The organism is Geothrix sp. (genome assembly GCF_049292215.1).
Taxonomy (GTDB): domain Bacteria; phylum Acidobacteriota; class Holophagae; order Holophagales; family Holophagaceae; genus Geothrix.
Genome location: NZ_JBATQW010000009.1, coordinates 17,897 through 34,470, shown reverse-complemented (window position 1 = coordinate 34,470; position 16,574 = coordinate 17,897). Strand labels below are relative to the sequence as shown.

Genomic DNA, 16,574 nt, shown 5'->3' with positions numbered 1-16,574 from the left:
GCCCTCAGGTTACATCAGGCGTTGTGCTTCTGATGGTCCTCGATGAGCCGGCTGACCACGTCCGGTTCGGCCAGGGTCGATAGATCCCCCAGACCCTCATACTCCGCCGAGGCGATCTTGCGGAGAATCCGCCGCATGATCTTGCCGCTGCGGGTCTTGGGCAGTCCTGCCGCGATGTGGATGACATCGGGGGCCGCGAAGGCGCCGATGACCTGCCGGACCTGCTCCTTGAGGGCGCCGATGAGCTGCTGGTTGTCGCCGCCGCTGAATCCGCCGTTCAGGAGCACGTAGCAGTAGATGCCCTGACCCTTGATGGGGTGCGGGTAGCCCACCACCGCGGCCTCGGCCACTGCCTCATGGGCCACAAGGGCGCTCTCAACTTCGGCCGTGCCCAGACGGTGCCCGCTCACGTTGATCACATCATCGATGCGGCCCGTGATCCAGTAGTAGCCATCCTCGTCCCGCCGGGCGCCGTCACCCGTGAAGTAATAGCCCGGATACTGGGTGAAGTAGGTTTCCCGGAAGCGCTTGTGGTCTCCGAAGACGGTGCGGGCCTGGCCCGGCCATGGCGCACCCAGGCACAGGGCCCCTTCCACGCCATTGCCTTCGATGGGGATCCCGGTGGCAGGGTCCACGATGACGGGCTTCACCCCGAAGAAGGGCAGGGTGGCCGAGCCCGGCTTGGTGGGCGTGACGCCGGGCAGTGGCGTGATGAGGATGCCACCGGTTTCCGTCTGCCACCAGGTGTCGACCACGGTGCAATTCCCGTTGCCCACGACATCGTGGTACCAGCGCCAGACCTCGGGGTTGATGGGCTCACCCACGGTGCCAAGCACCCGCAGCGATTTCCGGCTGTACTTGCCGATCCAATCGTCCCCTGCCGCCGCCAGGGCCCGAAGCGCCGTCGGGGCGGTGTAGAAGATGGTCACGCCGAGGTCGTCGATGATCTGCCAGTAGCGGCCGGCATCCGGATAGAGAGGGGTCGACTCGAAGATCACGGAGGTGGCGCCATTGGCCAGGGGACCGTAGACGATGTAGCTGTGCCCTGTCACCCAGCCGATGTCCGCAGCGCAGAAGTAGATGTCATCCGGGTGGTAGTCGAAGACGTACTTGTGGGTGAATGCTGCATACGTGAGATAGCCGCCGGTGGTGTGCAGGAGGCCCTTGGGTTTGCCGGTGCTCCCCGAGGTGTAGAGGATGAAGAGGGGATCCTCGGCGCCCATCCACTCGTTGGTGCAGGTCGAACGCTGCTTGGCGGTCTCCTCGTCCAGCCACAGGTCACGCCCCGGCTGCATGGGGACATCCCCATCCGTGCGGCGGGCCACCAGGACGCACTCTACCAGGGACATGCCCTCGATGGCCCGGTCCACCGTGCGCTTCAAGGGCACCCGCTTGCCGCCCCGAAGGCCTTCATTGGCCGTGACCACGACCTTGCACTTGGCGTCCACGATGCGGTCACGCAGCGATTCCGCCGAGAAGCCCCCGAAGACCACCGAGTGCACGGCCCCGATGCGGGCGCAGGCCAGCATGGTGTAGACCAGTTCAGGGATCATGGTGAGGTAGATGCAGACACGGTCGCCCTTCTTGACGCCGTTGTGCAGCAGCACGTTGGCCACGCGGGCCACGTTGTGCTTGAGGTCCCGGTAGGTGATGTGGGTGTACTGGCCGGGCTCGTCCTGGGCCCAAATGATGGCGGTCTTGTCGCCCAGGGCCGGCAGGTGGCGGTCCACGCAGTTGAAGCAGGCGTTGATGCGGCCGCCCGAATACCAGGAAAAGTCCACTTCCTTGTAGTCGGCGTCGAACACCGACTGCCACGGGTGGAACCAGGTCAGCGCTTTGGCCTGCTCGCCCCAGAACCACTCCGGATTGTCCAAGGAAAGCCGGTAGAGCCGCTGATACTCCTCCATGGTCTTGATGTGGGCTCGCTCCCGGATGTGCGGTTTCACGGGGAAGAGGTCTTGGGACATGGGTCGGCTCCGTACCAGGGTTGATTCAGGGAGAAACAGGACGGAAGCGCCCGTGAAGGAATGTGGACACAGGGTCTTCCGAGCGGATCCGGGAGGGACGGGAAAGAAGCAAGCAGGGTTGGGTGGCGATCATTTTCCGGCTCGCGCCAACCCTTGTCCAGTGTTCGTTGCCGTGCGGCCAGAGGACCGGTGGGTCTGTCAATCCATGCAACAGTCCAGGGAAGACGAGGCCGGGCGATGGAATGATCCGCTCGCCCGGCCTCCTTCCTAGCTCCGGCGGTGGGACCGCCAGAGATTCACGTCAGTGCTGGTAGGTGCTGATGTCCCGATCCTTGGTTTCCTTCAGGAAAAGGAAGCCAATCACCACCGTCATGAGGGCCACAATGACGGGATACCAGAGTCCGTAGTAGATGTTGCCCTTCAGTGCCACGATGGCCGTGGCGATGAGAGGCAGCATGCCCCCGAACCACCCGTTGCCGATGTGGTACGGCAGGGACATGGACGTGTAGCGGATGTTGGTGGGGAATAGCTCCACCAAGAAGGCCGCGATCGGTCCGTACACCATGGTCACGTAGATGAGGAAGATGAACAGGATCAAGAGGGTCATCGGATAGTTGACCTTGGAGGTGTCGGCTTCCTTGGGATAGCCGAGATCCGTCAGCGTCTTCTTGAGGGTCGCTTCCGAAGCCGCGCTCCAACCTTCCACGCGGGTGGTAACGATCTGGCCCGTGGTGGGATTCTTGCCCGTGAGGGTGGCGACCACCATCTTGCCGGGTTCCGGCGCCACCTTGGTGAAGTTGAGGCCCTGCTTGCCGAAGAAGTCGTTCACCCGGTCCAGCTCGGAGAACTTGCTCCAGGGCCCCACGAAGAGGTTGAACGTCTCATTCTTGGGGTCGCCGGCCACCGTGATCTGGGTGGCGTACTGGAACGTCTCAAGGGCGGGGTTCACATAGTGTGTGAGCGCCTTGAACATTGGGAAGAAGGTGAGAGCGGCGATAAGGCAGCCCGCCAGGATGATCTTCAGGCGGCCGATCTTGTCCGACAGCCAGCCGAAGAAGATGAAGAACGGAGTGCCCATCAGCAGCGAGGCGCCGATCAGCATGTAGGTGGTCTTGAAGTCCAGCTTCAGCGTGATCTGCAGGAAGAAGAGCGCGTAGAACTGACCGGTGTACCACACCACGCCCTGGCCCGCGGTAGCGCCGAGGAGGGCGAGCAGCGCGTATTTGTTGTTGGGGTACTTGAGGAAGCTGTCGGTGAGGGGGGCCTTGGAACCCTTGCCCTCGGCCTTCATCTTGGTGAAGACGGGAGACTCGTGCAGCTTCAACCGGATCCAGACGGACACGCCCAGCAGGAAGATGGACATCCAGAAGGGAATGCGCCAGCCCCAGGTGGAGAAGGCTTCCTTGGTCATAGAGGTGCGGCAGAGGAGGATGATGCCCAGGCAGAGGAAGAAGCCCACGGTGGCCGTGGTCTGGATCCAGCTGGTGTTGTAGCCGCGGCGATTGGGCGCGGAGTGCTCTGCCACATAGGTGGCGGCGCCGCCGTACTCACCACCCAGGGCCAAGCCCTGGAGGAGGCGCAGGGTGACCATGATGATGGGCGCCCACCAGCCGATGGTGGCAAAGGTGGGCAGGAGGCCCACGCCGAAGGTCGAGAGACCCATGACGACGATGGTCACTAGGAAGGTGTACTTGCGACCGATCAGGTCACCGATGCGACCGAAGACCAGGGCGCCGAAGGGGCGAACGAGGAAGCCCGCCGCGTAGGCCGCGAAGGCCGAGAGCAGGGCGGCCGTGTCATTCCCCTTGGGGAAGAACAGGGTCGCGAAGAAGGGCGCCAGCGTCGCGTAGAGGTAGAAGTCGTACCACTCGAAGACGGTGCCGACCGACGAGGCGACGATCACCATTCGTTCTTCTTTGGTGAGCGGGGTCTTGGCTGCGACTTGCTCGGTTGCAAGAGCCATACGTGGTGCCTCCTGGGAAAAGGGAAGTGAAATGAGAACTCAAAACGGGTGGAGACGGGCGCTGGCACTAGTCGTGACAACAACCCGAATCGCCCGTGATTAGGGGGCGAAGGGAGCAACTTGCTATGAGAACCGAGATGGGTTCGCCATCATTCGGGACGCTTGGTTTGGGTAGGCTGCCCTTAGCTAACGCTTTCCCTGGGGTAAGGTCAAGCGAGTTCCAAGAAAAATTTCACAATCTTCGCGGTAGGAAAAGACGACCCAACCCCTGAATACAAATGATCTTTGGATCGTCTTTTTGTTTTCAACACGGCCTTCCGAATACCATGGTTATGACAGGCATCAGGTCGAATGGCATTTTCCCGGTAGTTTCAGGTGCATCCACCGTCTTACTCTCCCGCACCTCCATCAATCGACATAACGGGCGGGAGTTCGAGGGCTTTGTCGCCTGCCCGGCTCTTATCATGGTTCTGGATCCCCACGCCTCAGGACGCTCATGCGCATTTCACTCATGGCCGACATCCACGCCAACCGGCGTGCGCTGGATGCCTGCCTGGCCCACGCCAAGGCCCAGGGTGCAACCCGCTCTGTTTTTCTCGGCGACTATGTCGGCTACGGCCCGGAACCACATGACGTGGTGGAGCGGATCATGGAAGCCACGGCCCGCGGGGCCATCGCGGTGGCCGGCAACCATGACCATGCGATTGCCGAATCCCGCGAAAGCATGACCTCCGACGCTGAGATCGCCATGGCCTGGACACGTGGACAGCTCGGACCGAACGAGCGTGAGTTCCTGGCCAGCCTCCCCATGCGCTTCGAAGACGACACACGACTCTATGTCCATGCAAGCCCCCAGACCTACCCGGACTGGACCTATGTAAACGATGGCCCAGCGGCCAAGCGGGCCTTGGAAGCCAGCCGCGCCCAGACCGTGTTCTGCGGACACACCCACCTCCCGGCCCTGCATGGCATCACCGCCACGGGACAACTGGTGTCTTTCCAGCCCGTGCCATCGGTTCCCGTGCCACTCCCTCGCCACCGTCGCTGGCTCACCGTGGTGGGAGCCGTTGGCCAGTCGCGGGACGGCGATCCCAGCGCCGCCTATGCCATCCTTGACACGGACCGAGCTGAGATCACCCACTTCCGCGTGCCCTACGATGTGGAGGCAGCTGCCCTTGCCATCCTTCGCGCGGGCCTCCCCCCCTCCCTGGCGCACCGGCTTACGAAAGGGCGCTGAACCATGAACCGGGCGCACATCGAAAGTGGGGCCACGCTCGATGGTTACCTCATCGGGGAGCGACTCCACCGCGGCGTCATGGCCTCGATCTGGAGCGTGAGCCACCCGGACCTCAGCGGGCCCCTGGTCATGAAGGTGCCCCTGATGTCGGAGGGCATCGATCCCGCGGCCATCGTCGGCTTCGAGATGGAGGCGATGATCCTGCCACGGCTGTCTGGCCCGCATGTCCCCCGCTTCCTCGCCCAAGGGGATTTCGGCGTCCAGCCCTATCTCGTCATGGAGCGGATTCCTGGCCCATCCCTTCTGCCCACGCTGCTCCGGCTGCCCCTTCCCTGGACGGAAGTCGCCTCGCTGGGCCGGAGCATCGCCACGGCCCTGGACGACATCCACCGGCAGCACGTGGTGCACCTCGATGTGAAGCCCTCCAACCTGCTGACCCGACCCACCGGGGAACTGGTCCTGGTCGATTTCGGCCTCTCCCACCACGATGAGCTCCCGGACCTCATGGGTGAGGAGTTCCGCCTGCCCTACGGAACCGCTCCCTACATGGCCCCGGAGCAGGTGCTGGGCCACCGCAAGGATCCCCGCAGCGACCAGTTCGCCCTGGGCGTCCTGATGTATTTCTTCCTCACCGGCGTCCGCCCCTTCGGGGACCCCCAGCGCCTCTCCGGGCTCAAGCGGCGCCTATGGCGGGATCCGGTGCCGCCCCGCAGGCTGGTCCCGGATTGTCCGCCCTGGCTGCAGGAGGTCATCCTCCGGTGCCTCGAGGTCCATCCAGCCTGGCGATTCCCGACTGCCGGCCACCTCGGTGTGGCCTTGCAGCACCCGGACCAGATCAAGCTGACCACCCGCTCAGAGAAGCTGAGACAAGATCCCTTCCTGACCGTCATCCGGCGACGCTTCGCGGACCACCAACTCGCCCTTCCTAAAGCGAAGGCCCCGGCCCGCCATGACGGAGATGCCCCCATCCTGGCCGTGGCCATCGACCTGTCAGTGGAGGCGGCTCCCATCGCGGAGACCCTCCGCACCATGGTCTCCCGGATGCTCCCAACCCTGCCCGGGGCTCGGGTCGCCTGCATCAATGTCCTCAAGCAGGGGCGCATCACGCTGGACCAGACCCTGGATGCCCAGGGACGCAACATCCACCACCAACGACTGGTGGAGCTACGCAGCTGGGCCATCCCCCTGGACCTTGAAGAGGCCCGGATCACCTACCACGTGCTCGAATCACCCGACCCGGCCTCCGCCATCCTCCAGTACGCGAACGCCAACCATGTGGACCACCTTGTCATCGGGGCCCGGGCCAGCTCGCTGCGCCGATCCCTCCTGGGCAGTGTGTCCAGCCAGGTCGCTGCCCAGGCACCCTGCACCGTGACCGTGGTTCGGTCGCGACGCCTGAGGAAGGCGCTGGTCCTCGACGATTCAGAAGAAGAATCAAGCGGCTCCTGGACCGTGGGGTGAGGTTCGAGGGTGCCCGCAGGGAAAAAGCCAAGGCCCGGCTGGGCCGGGCCTTGGCTTGCAGGCTTCGGGGAGGTTCGCGTAGCGCGACGCCCCCGAATGGGTTGTCGTCCTACTCCGCGTCCTCGGCCTTCGGCTCGGGGAGGGTGTAGTCCACGAACTCGATGAGGGCCATGTCAGCCGCGTCGCCAAGGCGATGGCCAACCTTGAGGATGCGGGTGTAGCCACCGGGACGGCTCTCGAAACGCTTGCGGAAGTCGGCGCCGAACAGCTTCTGGACCGCGTCCTTGCTTCCGAGACGGGCCATCGCCAGGCGACGGTTGGCCACGGTGTCATCCTTGGCGAGGGTGATGAAGGGCTCCACATACATGCGGAGTTCCTTCGCCTTCACCAGGGTGGTCTCGATGCGCTCGCTCTCGATGAGGGCGGTCGCGAGGTTCTTCATGAGGGCCTTGCGCTGGTTGGTGGTGCGGCCCAGGCGCTTGCCGGAAACGTTGTGACGCATGGGGGCTCCTTACACTTCCTGCTCGAGCCGCATGCCGAGGGAGAGGCCGATACGAGCGAGCTCGTCCTTGATCTCCTGGAGCGACTTCTTGCCGAAGTTCTTGGTTTTCATCAGCTCGGCCTCGGTCCGCTGGACCAGCTCGCCGATGGTGGTGATGTTGGCGTTGCGGAGGCAGTTGTTGGCCCGCACGGAGAGTTCGAGTTCCTCGACGGACTTGCCGAGCCAGGTGTTGGCGGCTTCGCTGCCGAGGGTGGCGGCACCCATTTCCATCTCAGTGAAGTCCTCGTCCTGACGGGCGAACACGAGGAAGTGATCGCGCAGGATGAGGGCCGCATCGGAGACGGCTTCCTTGGGATTGACGGCGCCGTTGGTCCAGACCTGGAGGGTGAGCTTTTCGTAGTCCGTGCTCTGGCCCACTCGGGCGGGTTCGACGATGTAGTTCACCCGGATGATGGGGCTGTGGTTGGCGTCCATGGGAATGAAGCCGAGGCCCAGGGTCTCGCTATGGTTGCGGTCCGCGGTGATGAATCCGCGGCCCAGGCTGACCACCATCTCGATCTCCAGTTCACCTTCTTCGCCCAGGGTGGCGATGTGGATGTTTGGATCCACGACTTCCACGTTCTGGTTGCAGCGGATGGCGGCTGAGGTCACGGTGCCCTCACCCTTGGCGGAAATGGTCACCGTCTGGGGCTCGCTGCTGTGCAGCTTGAAGGGCACTTCCTTGAGGTTCAGCAGGACGTGGGTGATGTCCTCCCAGACCCCGGGAAGGGTGGTGAATTCATGCATGACGCCCTTGATGCGGACGTTGGTGATGGCAGCGCCCTGGATGCTGCTGAGCAGCACCCGCCGGACGCTGTGCCCGACGGTCGTGGCGAAGCCACGCTCGAAGGGGTAGGCCACGAACTCCCCGTAGGAGTCCGTGAGGGACCCGGGGGTCACCTCGGCAAAACGCGGCCTCTGGAAATCGCTGAGATTCAGCATCCGTCCCCCTTACTTGGAATACAGCTCAACGATCAGCTGCTCGTTGATGTCGAGGGTGATGTCCTCACGGGTGGGTGCGGCTAGCACCTGTCCCTTGAAGGCGGCGGCGTCCAGGGTGAGCCACTTGGGAATGCCACGGCCAGCGGAGGTCTCGACGGAGGACTTGACGCCGTCGTTCTCCTTGGCGCGCGTGCCCAGTTCCACTGCCTGGCCAGGCTTGACCTGGAAGGAGGGGATGTCCACCCGCTTGCCGTTGACCAGCACGTGGCCGTGCATGACCATCTGGCGCGCGGCGGACCGGCTGGAGGCGAAGCCCAGGCGGTAGATCACGTTGTCCAGGCGGCATTCGAGGAAGCCGAGCAGGTTGTGGCCGGTGACGCCCTTCTTGGCGTCGGCCTTCTCGAAGTAGTGGCGGAACTGCTTCTCGAGCACCCCGTAGATGCGCTTGACCTTCTGCTTCTCGCGAAGCTGCAGGGCATAGCCGGTGGGCTTCTTGATCTTCCCCGCGCCATGCTGGCCGGGGATCTTGCCCTTGCGGGTTTCGAACGAGCACTTCTCCTTGAAGCAGCGCTCGCCCTTGAGGTAAAGCTTCATGCCCTCGCGGCGGCAGAGGCGGCAAACGGCGTCGGTGTAACGTGCCATGTCTCTCCTCCTCTCTTAAACCCGGCGCCGCTTGGGCGGCCGGCAGCCGTTGTGGGGGATGGGGGTGACGTCGCGGATGCTGGTCACCTGGATGCCTGCGGCGTTGAGGGCGCGGATGGCGCTCTCACGACCGGCCCCGGGGCCCTTGACGCGAACGTCCACGGAACGAACGCCCTGCTCCTTGGCGGCTTCGGCAGCGACGCCGGCGGCCACCTGAGCGGCGAACGGCGTGCCCTTGCGGGTGCCACGGAAGTTCTGGTTGCCGCTGGAAGCCCAGCAGAGCATGTTCCCCATCGGATCGGAGATGGAGATGATCGTGTTGTTGAAGGACGCCTGGACGTGAGCCACGCCATGGGGAACGTTCTTCTTCTCTTTCTTCTTGACCACCTTTTTACCGGCGGTCCGGGTCTGAGTCTTGGCCATGTGCTCCTCGCCTTACTTCTTCTTGCCGGCTACGGTGCGTCGCTTGCCCTTGCGGGTGCGGGCGTTGGTGTGCGTGCGCTGGCCACGGACGGGAAGCCCCTTCCGGTGACGCAGGCCGCGGTAGCAGCCGATGTCCATGAGCCGCTTGATGTCCAGAGAGATGTTCTTGCGGAGGTCGCCCTCAACCGTCTCTTCGGACGTGATCACGCGGCGGATGCGGCCGACCTCGTCTTCGGTCAAATCGCGCACCTTGGTGCCGAAATCAACCTTCGCGCGCGTCAGAATGCTGTGCGCCTTGGCGCGCCCGATGCCGAAAATGTAGGTGAGCGCGATCTCGATGCGCTTGCCGATGGGCAGATCAATGCCTGAGATGCGTGCCATCGTTTCTCCTTAACCCTGACGCTGCTTGTGCTTGGGGTTCTTCTTGCAGATGATCCGGTTGATACCTTCACGCCGGACCACTTTGCAGTGCTCGCACAGCTTCTTGATGGAGGGCCGTACTTTCATGGTGTCCTCTCGTTTACTTGAATCGGTAGATGATGCGGCCACGGGTGAGGTCGTAAGGGGTCACCTCGACGAGGACCCGGTCACCGGGAAGGATGCGGATGAAGTTCTTGCGCATCTTTCCGCTGATGTGCGCCAGCACCTGGTGTTTGTTCTCCAGTTCGACCCGGAAGACTGCGTTGGGCAAGGCCTCGACCACTGTGGCTTCCAGCTCAATGGCTTCTTCTTTGCTCAAGCGTGTTCTCCGAAGACGTGACGCAGCGATTCAAACACCAGCTCCGGTGGGCGATTGCCATCCACGCTCCGGAAGTTCGGCCGATGCTTGTAGAAGCCCAGAAGGGGCTGGAAGGTCGAGTTGAACTCGCCCATCCGGCTCTGGAAGGCCTCTGAGGTGTCGTCGGTGCGGTGCTTCAGGGGACTTCCGCACACATCGCAGACACCGCCTTGCTTGGGGGGCTTGGACTCCAGGTGGTAGATGGCGCCGCAGGCATTGCTGCTGCAGACGCGTCGGCCCACCACACGGGCTTCCAGGACCTCCTGGGGGACATCGACCAATACCACGTGCCCGACCTTCATGCCTTTGGAGGAGAGGAAGTCTTCCAGGGCTTGAGCTTGCTGAAGGGTGCGTGGGTAGCCGTCAAACAGCACGTCAGAGGTCTCGTCCAGCAGCCGCGCAAAGACAAGTCCGTTGACGGTGTCGTCGTCCACCAGTTTTCCCTCGGCCATGATGGCTTTCGCCCTCAGGCCGATCTCCGTCCCTTTCGAGACGGCATCTCTCAGAATGTCACCGGTTGACAGGTGAGTCAAAGAGAATGTTTCCACCAGGCGCTTGGCCTGAGTGCCCTTCCCAGAGCCCGGGGCTCCGAGGAGAATGCTCGCCGTCAGGGTCATGCGCCCCCCCCGCGGGTGGAGCGACCGCGAATGCGGCCCTTCTCAAGGAAACCGTCGTAGCGGCGCATGACCAGCAGGCTTTCCAGCTGGGCGGCGCTGTCCATGGCCACGCCCACCACGATCAGCAGACTGGTGCCGCCGAAGTAGAAGTTGAGGCCCTGGATGTTATTGGTGATGAGCAGGGGCACCAGGGAGACCAGGGCGAGGTAGATGGCGCCCACGAAGGTCAGCTTGGACAGGATTCCATCCATGAAGATGCTGGTCTCTTTCCCGGGGCGGATGCCCGGGATGTAGCCCCCGGACCGCTTCATGTTCTCGGCGGTCTCATCGGGATTGAAGACGATGCTGGTGTAGAAGAAGGCGAAGAAGATCACCACGCCCACGAAGACCGGGGTGTAGACCCAGAAGTGGGTCTGCGGGCTCACGTAGGCCGCGGCCTTGGCCAGCCACTCCCAGCGGGTGAACTGGGCGATGGTCGCCGGGAAGAAGATCACCGAACTGGCGAAAATGACGGGCATGACGCCGGCGGTGTTCACCTTCAGGGGCATGTAGGAGCTGCGCTGGCTGGACATTCCGGCGGAGTCGGCCCGGCGGGCATAGTGGATGGGAATGCGTCGGTAGGCGTTCTCCACCAGGACCACGGCCAGGAGCACCACGATCATGGCTGCGATGAGCAGGATGAAGATGCCCGGAGGCGGGACGTTGGCACCGCCCTTCAAGGACTGGGTGATCATCACCGTGAGGGTGGTGAGTGCCTGGGGCAGACCCGCCACGATGCCGGCGAAGATCAGCAGGCTGATGCCGTTGCCGATGCCCCGTTCGGTGATCTGCTCGCCGATCCACATGACGAACATGGTGCCCACGGCCAGGGTGAAGGCAGCCAGGAAGCGGAAGGCCGTCGGGGAGATGGAACTGGTCACGACTTCCAGGCCAGGGGCGTTCTGGCTCTGGGCCAGGGAGGCGATGCCCAGCCCCTGGACGAAGGCCAGGGCGACGGTCAGATAGCGGGTCCACTGGTTGATCTTCGCCCGGCCGGCCTCGCCTTCCTTCTTCTGGAGGTTCTCCAGGTAGGGAACGACGGCGCCCATCAACTGCAGCACGATGCTGGCCGTGATGTAGGGGGCAATGCCGAGGGCGAAGACCGAGAACTTCTTGAAGGCGCCGCCTGAGAAGAGGTCGATGACGTCAAAAAGTCCGCCACCGCCACGACGAAGCGCGGCCGCCAGGTTCTCGGCGTTCACCCCGGGCACGCTGACGTGCACGCCCAGCCGGTAGATGGCCAGGAGGAGCAGGGTGAACAGGAGCCGCTTGCGCAGCTCCGGAATCGCGAAGAGGTTCCTGAGGCGGTTCATGGGCAGTTACTCGGCCAACTTCGCGGCGGGCTCCTGGATGGTGCCGCCCTTGGCCAGGATGGCTTCCCGGGCGCCCTTGGTGATGCGGTCGGCGACAACGTTCACCTTGGTGGTGAGTTCCCCGCTGGCCAACACCACGATCTTCTCCACACGGGAGTTCACGAGCTTCTTGTCGCGGAGCGCCTCGAGGGTCACCGACTCGCCATCCTTGAAGTGGATGGAGATGAGGCTGAGGGTGATCTCCTTGGTTTCCGGAGCGAAGATGTTGGTGAAGCCGCGCTTGGGCAGGCGACGGACGAGGGGCATCTGGCCGCCCTCGAAGCCGCGCTTGCCGCGATAGCCGGAACGGGACTTCTGGCCCTTCTCGCCGCGACCGGAGGTCTTGCCGGTGCCCGAGCCTTTGCCGCGGCCGAGCCGCTTGCGGTTCTTGGTGGCGCCCTCAGCAGGGCGGAGTTCGTTGAGCTTCATGGTCTACCCCTTCACCTTGACGTCGATGAGATGGGGAACGAGCTTGACCATCCCGTGGACGTTGGGGGTGTATTCGCATTCGCGGGTGTCGCCGGGGCGCTTCAGGCAGAGGGTCTGCATGAAGGCGCGGTGCTTGGGAGTGGTGCAGATGATGGAGCGCTTGAGGGTCAGCACCACCTGCTTGCCGATGAACTGCGACATGTTAAGCCTCCGCCTGATCCAGGCCCCGATTGGTCAGGACCGTGTAGGGATCCATGAGTTCCCGCAGCCCTTCGAACGTGGCGCGAACCACGTTGTGTGGGTTGGAGGAGCCCAGGCTCTTTGTCATCACGTTGTGGATGCCGGCTGCTTCCATGATCGCGCGGACCGCGGCGCCGGCGATGATGCCGGTGCCCTCGGGGGCGGGCTTCAGCAGCACGCTGCCGGAGCCGAAGATGCCCGTCACCGGGTGCGGCAGGCTGCCGTTCGGGGTGAGGGGGACCCGGATCATGTTGCGCTTGGCGCTCTCGATGCCCTTCTTGATGGCGGAGGGCACTTCGAGGGCCTTGCCGAGACCGAAGCCGACCTTGCCATTGCCGTCGCCCACAACCACCAGCGCGGAGAAGGAGAAATTCTTGCCCCCCTTCACCACCTTGGTAACGCGGCCCACGTAGATGACCTGGTCCTTGAACTCACCAGCTTCGGAGTTGCGGGATTCCCTGTTGTCTTTGACTTCTGCGATCGCCATGGTCATCCCCTAGAACTGAAGCCCGGCTTCGCGGGCGCTGTCAGCCAGCGCCTTGACGCGGCCGTGGTAGACGTAGCCGTTCCGGTCGAACACCACCGAGGTGATGCCCTTCTCCTTCAGGCGGGCGGCGATGCTGGCACCAACGGCCTTCGCGGCCTCGATGTTCGCGCCGTTCTTTAGTGAAGCGCGCAGGTCCTTCTCCAGGCTGCTGGCGGACGCAAGGGTGATGCCCTTGGTGTCGTCCACCGCCTGCACATAGATGCGCTTCAGGCTCTTGTAGATGGTGAGGCGGGGCCGCTCGGGCGTGCCGCTCACACGGCCCCGGATGCGGGCCTTGACTTTGTCGCGTCGAATCTGGATCTCGTTCGCCATGGGTTCCCCTTACTTCCCGGTCTTGCCGGCCTTGCGGCGGATGACTTCGCCGGTGTACTTGACACCCTTGCCCTTGTACGGCTCGGGCTTGCGGAACTTCCGGATGTCGGCCGCGACCTGGCCCACGAGCTGCCGGTCAATGCCGGTCACCACGATGTGGGTGGTCTTCTCGACGGCCATCTCAATGCCGGCGGGGGCCTCATAGTTGATGGGGTGGCTGTAGCCAAGTTCGAGCTTGAGCTTGGCCCCCTCCATGGCGGCCTTGTAGCCGACGCCGACGATGTCGAGTTCCTTCTTCCAGCCCTCGGTCACGCCGGTGACGGCGTTGCCAAGAAGAGCACGGGTCAGGCCATGGTAGGCCCGGTTCTGGGCCTCGTCATTGATGCGGGAGAGGACAACGGAGTCGGCCTGAATGTCGAGCGTGATCCCAGCGGGGATCGGGCAGCTGAGCTTGCCCTTGGCGCCCTCGACAATGGCCTCGGACCCGGCGACTGTGACCTTCACGCCCTTGGGCAGCGTCACGGGCTTCTTTCCGATTCGAGACATGGGTGATTCCTTAGATGAGGGCGGAGATTCCGCCCATTTCAGGATGGGTTACCAGACGTGGGCGAGGACTTCGCCGCCGACGTTCTGCTTCTTGGCGTCCTTGCCCGTCAGGAGACCCTTCGGGGTGGACAGGATGGCGATGCCGAGGCCGCCGTGGACGTCCGTGATGTCCTGCGCACCGGTGTAGATGCGCAGACCGGGACGCGAGACGCGGCGCAGGCCGTGGATCACGTTCTCCTTGTCCTTCACGTACTTCAGGTTGACGATGAGGTAGTCACGCCCCTCATGCTCCACCTGCTTGAAGGAGTGGATGTAGCCTTCCTGCTTCAAGATGCCGCAGAGACCGGCCTTGATCTTGGAGGCGGGCACCACCACGGCATCGTGACCGGCCATGATGCCGTTCCTGATGCGGGTGAGGTAATCAGCGATGGGATCGGTATTCATTGGTCCCCTCTCCTACCAGCTGCTCTTCTGGACGCCCGGCAGCTCGCCATTGAGGGCGAACTTGCGGAAGCACAGACGGCAAAGTTCAAACTTGCGCATATAACCTCGGGGCCGGCCGCAGCACTTGCAACGATTGCGGTGCTGGGTCGAGAACTTCGGCTTGCGCGAATCCTTGACGATCTTGGAAATCTTGGCCATCGGTATGATCTCCTTGGCTATTTGCGGAAGGGCATACCGAGGTGGGCCAGCAGGGCCCGCGCTTCGGCGTCGTTGGCAGCGGTGGTCACGAACGTGATGTTCATGCCCTTCATCTTGTCCACCTTGGAGTAGTCGATCTCCTGGAAGATCAGCTGGTCCTTGAGGCCCAGGGTGTAGTTGCCGCGGCCGTCGAAGGACTTGGTGGGCACGCCGCGGAAATCACGGACACGGGGCAGGGACAGGGTCACCAGGCGGTCGAAGAACTCCCACATCCTGGGACCGCGCAGGGTCACCATGCAGGCGATGGGCATGCCGGCGCGCAGCTTGAACTGGGCGACGCTCTTCTTGGCCTTGCGGACCACGGCCTTCTGGCCTGCGATGGCAGTGAGCTCGTCCACGGCCACATCCAGCACCTTGATGTTCTGGATGGCGTCGCCGACGCCCATATTGATGACGATCTTCTGCAGGCGCGGCACCTGCATGGCGGAAGAGAAGGCAAACTCTTCCTTCAGCTTGGACGCCACCTCCTGGTGGTATCGCGCCTTGATGCGGGGCTCCGCATGGCCTTGCGTGGCAGTCATGGATTCCTCCATTTCCGAGGGGCGGCTATGCCCCAGGGGTTCGGGAGAGCGGGGGGGCTTGGGACGGCGGTCCGGCCCGTTTCCCCCCAACCTCGGTTGTCATGGCGCGGAATGCGCCCAGGATGCCCACCCCGCGCACGGGGCAGAACGACCATCCTCCCACGAAAGCGGAAGGATGGAAAGCGAATTACTGAGGACGCTTGCGGGTGCCCTTGCCCGTCTTCGGGTCGAGGAGCATCACGTTGGAGGCGTGGATCGGGGCCTCCTTCTCGATGATCCCGCCACCCTCGCCGGTCTGGGGGTTGGGCTTGGTGGCCTTCTTGATCATGTTCAGGCCGGCCACGAGCACGTGGTTGGTGGCGGGGCTGACCTTGGTGACGGTGCCCGTCTTGCCCTTTTCCTTGCCGGCGATGACCACGACCTGGTCACCCTTCTTGAGCTTCATCTTGGTGGTGGTGGCTTCCATTACAGCACCTCAGGGGCGAGGGAGACGATCTTCATGTACTTCCGCTCGCGCAGCTCGCGGGCCACGGGGCCGAACACGCGGGTGCCGACGGGCTCGCCGTCCTTCTTGATGATGACGGCGGCGTTTTCGTCAAAGCGGATGTACGAGCCATCCTTGCGGCGGTAGGCCTTGCGCTGGCGGACGATGACGGCCTGGACGACAGCCTTCTTCTTGACGGTGCCGCCGGGGATCGCTTCCTTGACGGAGGCGGTGATCACGTCGCCAAGCTGGGCGATCTTGCCCACACCGCCGCCCAGGGGCAGGATGCAGCAGATCTTCTTGGCGCCGGAGTTGTCGGCGACGGTGAGCATGGTTCCCATCTGGATCATTGGAGCTCCTTACTCGCCGGCCTTCTGGACGATCTCGAGGACGGCCCAGCGCTTGCGCTTGGAAAGGGGGCGGGTCTCCACGATTTTGACCACATCGCCGATGGAGCAGGCGTTGGTCTCGTCGTGGGCCATGAACTTGGCGGTCTGCTTGACGGTGCGGTGGTAGAGCGGGTGCTGGAACTTGCGCTCCACCTTCACTACCACGGTCTTGTCGGCCTTGTTGGAGACCACAATGCCGTTACGGGTCATCTTGTTTTCGAGGCTCATGGGATCTCCTAGGCCAGCTTGGTAGCCAGGGCGGTTTTGACACGGGCGAGCTCACGGCGAGTCTTGCGGATCTCGGCGGTGTTCTCGACCTGGCCCACGGCGTGCTGGAAGCGGAGGGTGAAGCGCTTGGCGGCCAGTTCGGCCTCCAGCTGCGCGAGTTCCTCGACGCTCTTGCCGGTCAAATCGGAAAAGGGGTTCTTCTTGGTCATGGCTC

Annotated in this window: 25 protein-coding genes; 2 read left to right on the top strand and 23 right to left on the bottom strand. The window is 63.5% G+C overall.

Features of this window, described 5'->3' with window-relative positions; all coding sequences use genetic code 11:
* Positions 1-14: 14 nt before the first annotated feature.
* Together acs and WAS25_RS01205 are read right to left on the bottom strand one after the other, a co-directional pair.
* The gene (gene acs, locus WAS25_RS01210; protein WP_422309503.1) at positions 15-1,967 is read right to left on the bottom strand and encodes an acetate--CoA ligase; all 1,953 of its coding nucleotides are present in this window, start codon (positions 1,965-1,967) and stop codon (positions 15-17) included.
* A gap of 301 nt (positions 1,968-2,268) precedes the next feature.
* Positions 2,269-3,930, bottom strand: coding sequence for an MFS transporter (locus WAS25_RS01205; protein WP_422309501.1), 1,662 nt, complete (start codon positions 3,928-3,930; stop codon positions 2,269-2,271).
* A 496-nt stretch (positions 3,931-4,426) separates the two neighbouring features.
* Here WAS25_RS01205 and WAS25_RS01200 point away from each other — a divergent pair, with 496 nt between their 5' ends.
* Positions 4,427-5,167, top strand: a complete 741-nt coding sequence (locus WAS25_RS01200) for a metallophosphoesterase family protein (RefSeq protein WP_422309499.1) — start codon at positions 4,427-4,429, stop codon at positions 5,165-5,167.
* A 3-nt stretch (positions 5,168-5,170) separates the two neighbouring features.
* Complete coding sequence (locus WAS25_RS01195; protein WP_422309497.1) at positions 5,171-6,628, top strand: serine/threonine protein kinase; 1,458 nt, start codon at positions 5,171-5,173, stop codon at positions 6,626-6,628.
* Positions 6,629-6,737: 109 nt separating this feature from the next.
* Here the strand turns inward: WAS25_RS01195 and rplQ are convergent, their stop codons facing one another.
* The 21 genes from rplQ to rpmC all read right to left on the bottom strand — a co-directional run bounded on the left by rplQ (position 6,738) and on the right by rpmC (position 16,569).
* The gene (rplQ, locus tag WAS25_RS01190; RefSeq protein ID WP_422309495.1) at positions 6,738-7,130 is read right to left on the bottom strand and encodes a 50S ribosomal protein L17; all 393 of its coding nucleotides are present in this window, start codon (positions 7,128-7,130) and stop codon (positions 6,738-6,740) included.
* A gap of 9 nt (positions 7,131-7,139) precedes the next feature.
* Complete coding sequence (locus tag WAS25_RS01185) at positions 7,140-8,111, bottom strand: DNA-directed RNA polymerase subunit alpha (RefSeq protein WP_422309493.1); 972 nt, start codon at positions 8,109-8,111, stop codon at positions 7,140-7,142.
* Between the two features lie 9 nt (positions 8,112-8,120).
* Positions 8,121-8,753, bottom strand: a complete 633-nt coding sequence (rpsD, locus tag WAS25_RS01180; protein ID WP_422309491.1) for a 30S ribosomal protein S4 — start codon at positions 8,751-8,753, stop codon at positions 8,121-8,123.
* A 15-nt stretch (positions 8,754-8,768) separates the two neighbouring features.
* Positions 8,769-9,176, bottom strand: coding sequence for a 30S ribosomal protein S11 (gene rpsK / locus WAS25_RS01175; RefSeq protein WP_300714986.1), 408 nt, complete (start codon positions 9,174-9,176; stop codon positions 8,769-8,771).
* Between the two features lie 12 nt (positions 9,177-9,188).
* Positions 9,189-9,557, bottom strand: coding sequence for a 30S ribosomal protein S13 (gene rpsM, locus WAS25_RS01170; protein ID WP_291204271.1), 369 nt, complete (start codon positions 9,555-9,557; stop codon positions 9,189-9,191).
* Between the two features lie 9 nt (positions 9,558-9,566).
* The gene (rpmJ, locus tag WAS25_RS01165) at positions 9,567-9,683 is read right to left on the bottom strand and encodes a 50S ribosomal protein L36 (protein WP_243288424.1); all 117 of its coding nucleotides are present in this window, start codon (positions 9,681-9,683) and stop codon (positions 9,567-9,569) included.
* Between the two features lie 13 nt (positions 9,684-9,696).
* Positions 9,697-9,915 (bottom strand): translation initiation factor IF-1, encoded by a 219-nt coding sequence (infA, locus tag WAS25_RS01160; RefSeq protein WP_026852734.1) that lies wholly within the window; start codon positions 9,913-9,915, stop codon positions 9,697-9,699.
* Positions 9,912-10,571, bottom strand: a complete 660-nt coding sequence (locus tag WAS25_RS01155; protein WP_422309486.1) for an adenylate kinase — start codon at positions 10,569-10,571, stop codon at positions 9,912-9,914. The genes infA and WAS25_RS01155 overlap by 4 nt, the downstream gene beginning before the upstream one ends.
* A complete protein-coding gene (gene secY, locus WAS25_RS01150; protein ID WP_422309484.1) occupies positions 10,568-11,923 on the bottom strand; it encodes a preprotein translocase subunit SecY in 1,356 nt (451 codons plus the stop codon). The genes WAS25_RS01155 and secY overlap by 4 nt, the downstream gene beginning before the upstream one ends.
* A 6-nt stretch (positions 11,924-11,929) precedes the next feature.
* The gene (gene rplO, locus WAS25_RS01145) at positions 11,930-12,391 is read right to left on the bottom strand and encodes a 50S ribosomal protein L15 (RefSeq protein ID WP_422309483.1); all 462 of its coding nucleotides are present in this window, start codon (positions 12,389-12,391) and stop codon (positions 11,930-11,932) included.
* Between the two features lie 3 nt (positions 12,392-12,394).
* Positions 12,395-12,592 (bottom strand): uL30 family ribosomal protein, encoded by a 198-nt coding sequence (locus WAS25_RS01140; RefSeq protein ID WP_285576771.1) that lies wholly within the window; start codon positions 12,590-12,592, stop codon positions 12,395-12,397.
* Between the two features lies 1 nt (position 12,593).
* Complete coding sequence (gene rpsE / locus WAS25_RS01135) at positions 12,594-13,118, bottom strand: 30S ribosomal protein S5 (protein WP_422309479.1); 525 nt, start codon at positions 13,116-13,118, stop codon at positions 12,594-12,596.
* 9 nt (positions 13,119-13,127) lie between these two features.
* Positions 13,128-13,490 (bottom strand): 50S ribosomal protein L18, encoded by a 363-nt coding sequence (rplR, locus tag WAS25_RS01130; protein ID WP_291204252.1) that lies wholly within the window; start codon positions 13,488-13,490, stop codon positions 13,128-13,130.
* A gap of 9 nt (positions 13,491-13,499) precedes the next feature.
* Positions 13,500-14,036, bottom strand: coding sequence for a 50S ribosomal protein L6 (gene rplF / locus WAS25_RS01125; RefSeq protein WP_422309476.1), 537 nt, complete (start codon positions 14,034-14,036; stop codon positions 13,500-13,502).
* Positions 14,037-14,084: 48 nt separating this feature from the next.
* Positions 14,085-14,480, bottom strand: coding sequence for a 30S ribosomal protein S8 (gene rpsH / locus WAS25_RS01120; protein ID WP_422309474.1), 396 nt, complete (start codon positions 14,478-14,480; stop codon positions 14,085-14,087).
* A 12-nt stretch (positions 14,481-14,492) separates the two neighbouring features.
* A complete protein-coding gene (locus tag WAS25_RS01115; protein ID WP_257305892.1) occupies positions 14,493-14,678 on the bottom strand; it encodes a type Z 30S ribosomal protein S14 in 186 nt (61 codons plus the stop codon).
* Positions 14,679-14,695: 17 nt separating this feature from the next.
* Entirely contained in the window at positions 14,696-15,259 is a 564-nt protein-coding gene (rplE, locus tag WAS25_RS01110; protein WP_422309471.1) for a 50S ribosomal protein L5, read from the bottom strand.
* Positions 15,260-15,446: 187 nt separating this feature from the next.
* Positions 15,447-15,725, bottom strand: a complete 279-nt coding sequence (gene rplX, locus WAS25_RS01105; protein ID WP_422309469.1) for a 50S ribosomal protein L24 — start codon at positions 15,723-15,725, stop codon at positions 15,447-15,449.
* Positions 15,725-16,093, bottom strand: coding sequence for a 50S ribosomal protein L14 (rplN, locus tag WAS25_RS01100; RefSeq protein ID WP_026852746.1), 369 nt, complete (start codon positions 16,091-16,093; stop codon positions 15,725-15,727). The genes rplX and rplN overlap by 1 nt, the downstream gene beginning before the upstream one ends.
* Before the next feature lie 9 nt (positions 16,094-16,102).
* Positions 16,103-16,360 carry a 30S ribosomal protein S17 gene (rpsQ, locus tag WAS25_RS01095; RefSeq protein WP_422309465.1) on the bottom strand — a complete coding sequence of 86 codons (258 nt, stop codon included), beginning with the start codon at positions 16,358-16,360 and terminating at the stop codon, positions 16,103-16,105.
* A gap of 8 nt (positions 16,361-16,368) precedes the next feature.
* Positions 16,369-16,569 (bottom strand): 50S ribosomal protein L29, encoded by a 201-nt coding sequence (gene rpmC, locus WAS25_RS01090; protein ID WP_026852748.1) that lies wholly within the window; start codon positions 16,567-16,569, stop codon positions 16,369-16,371.
* Between the last annotated feature and the right edge of the window lie 5 nt (positions 16,570-16,574).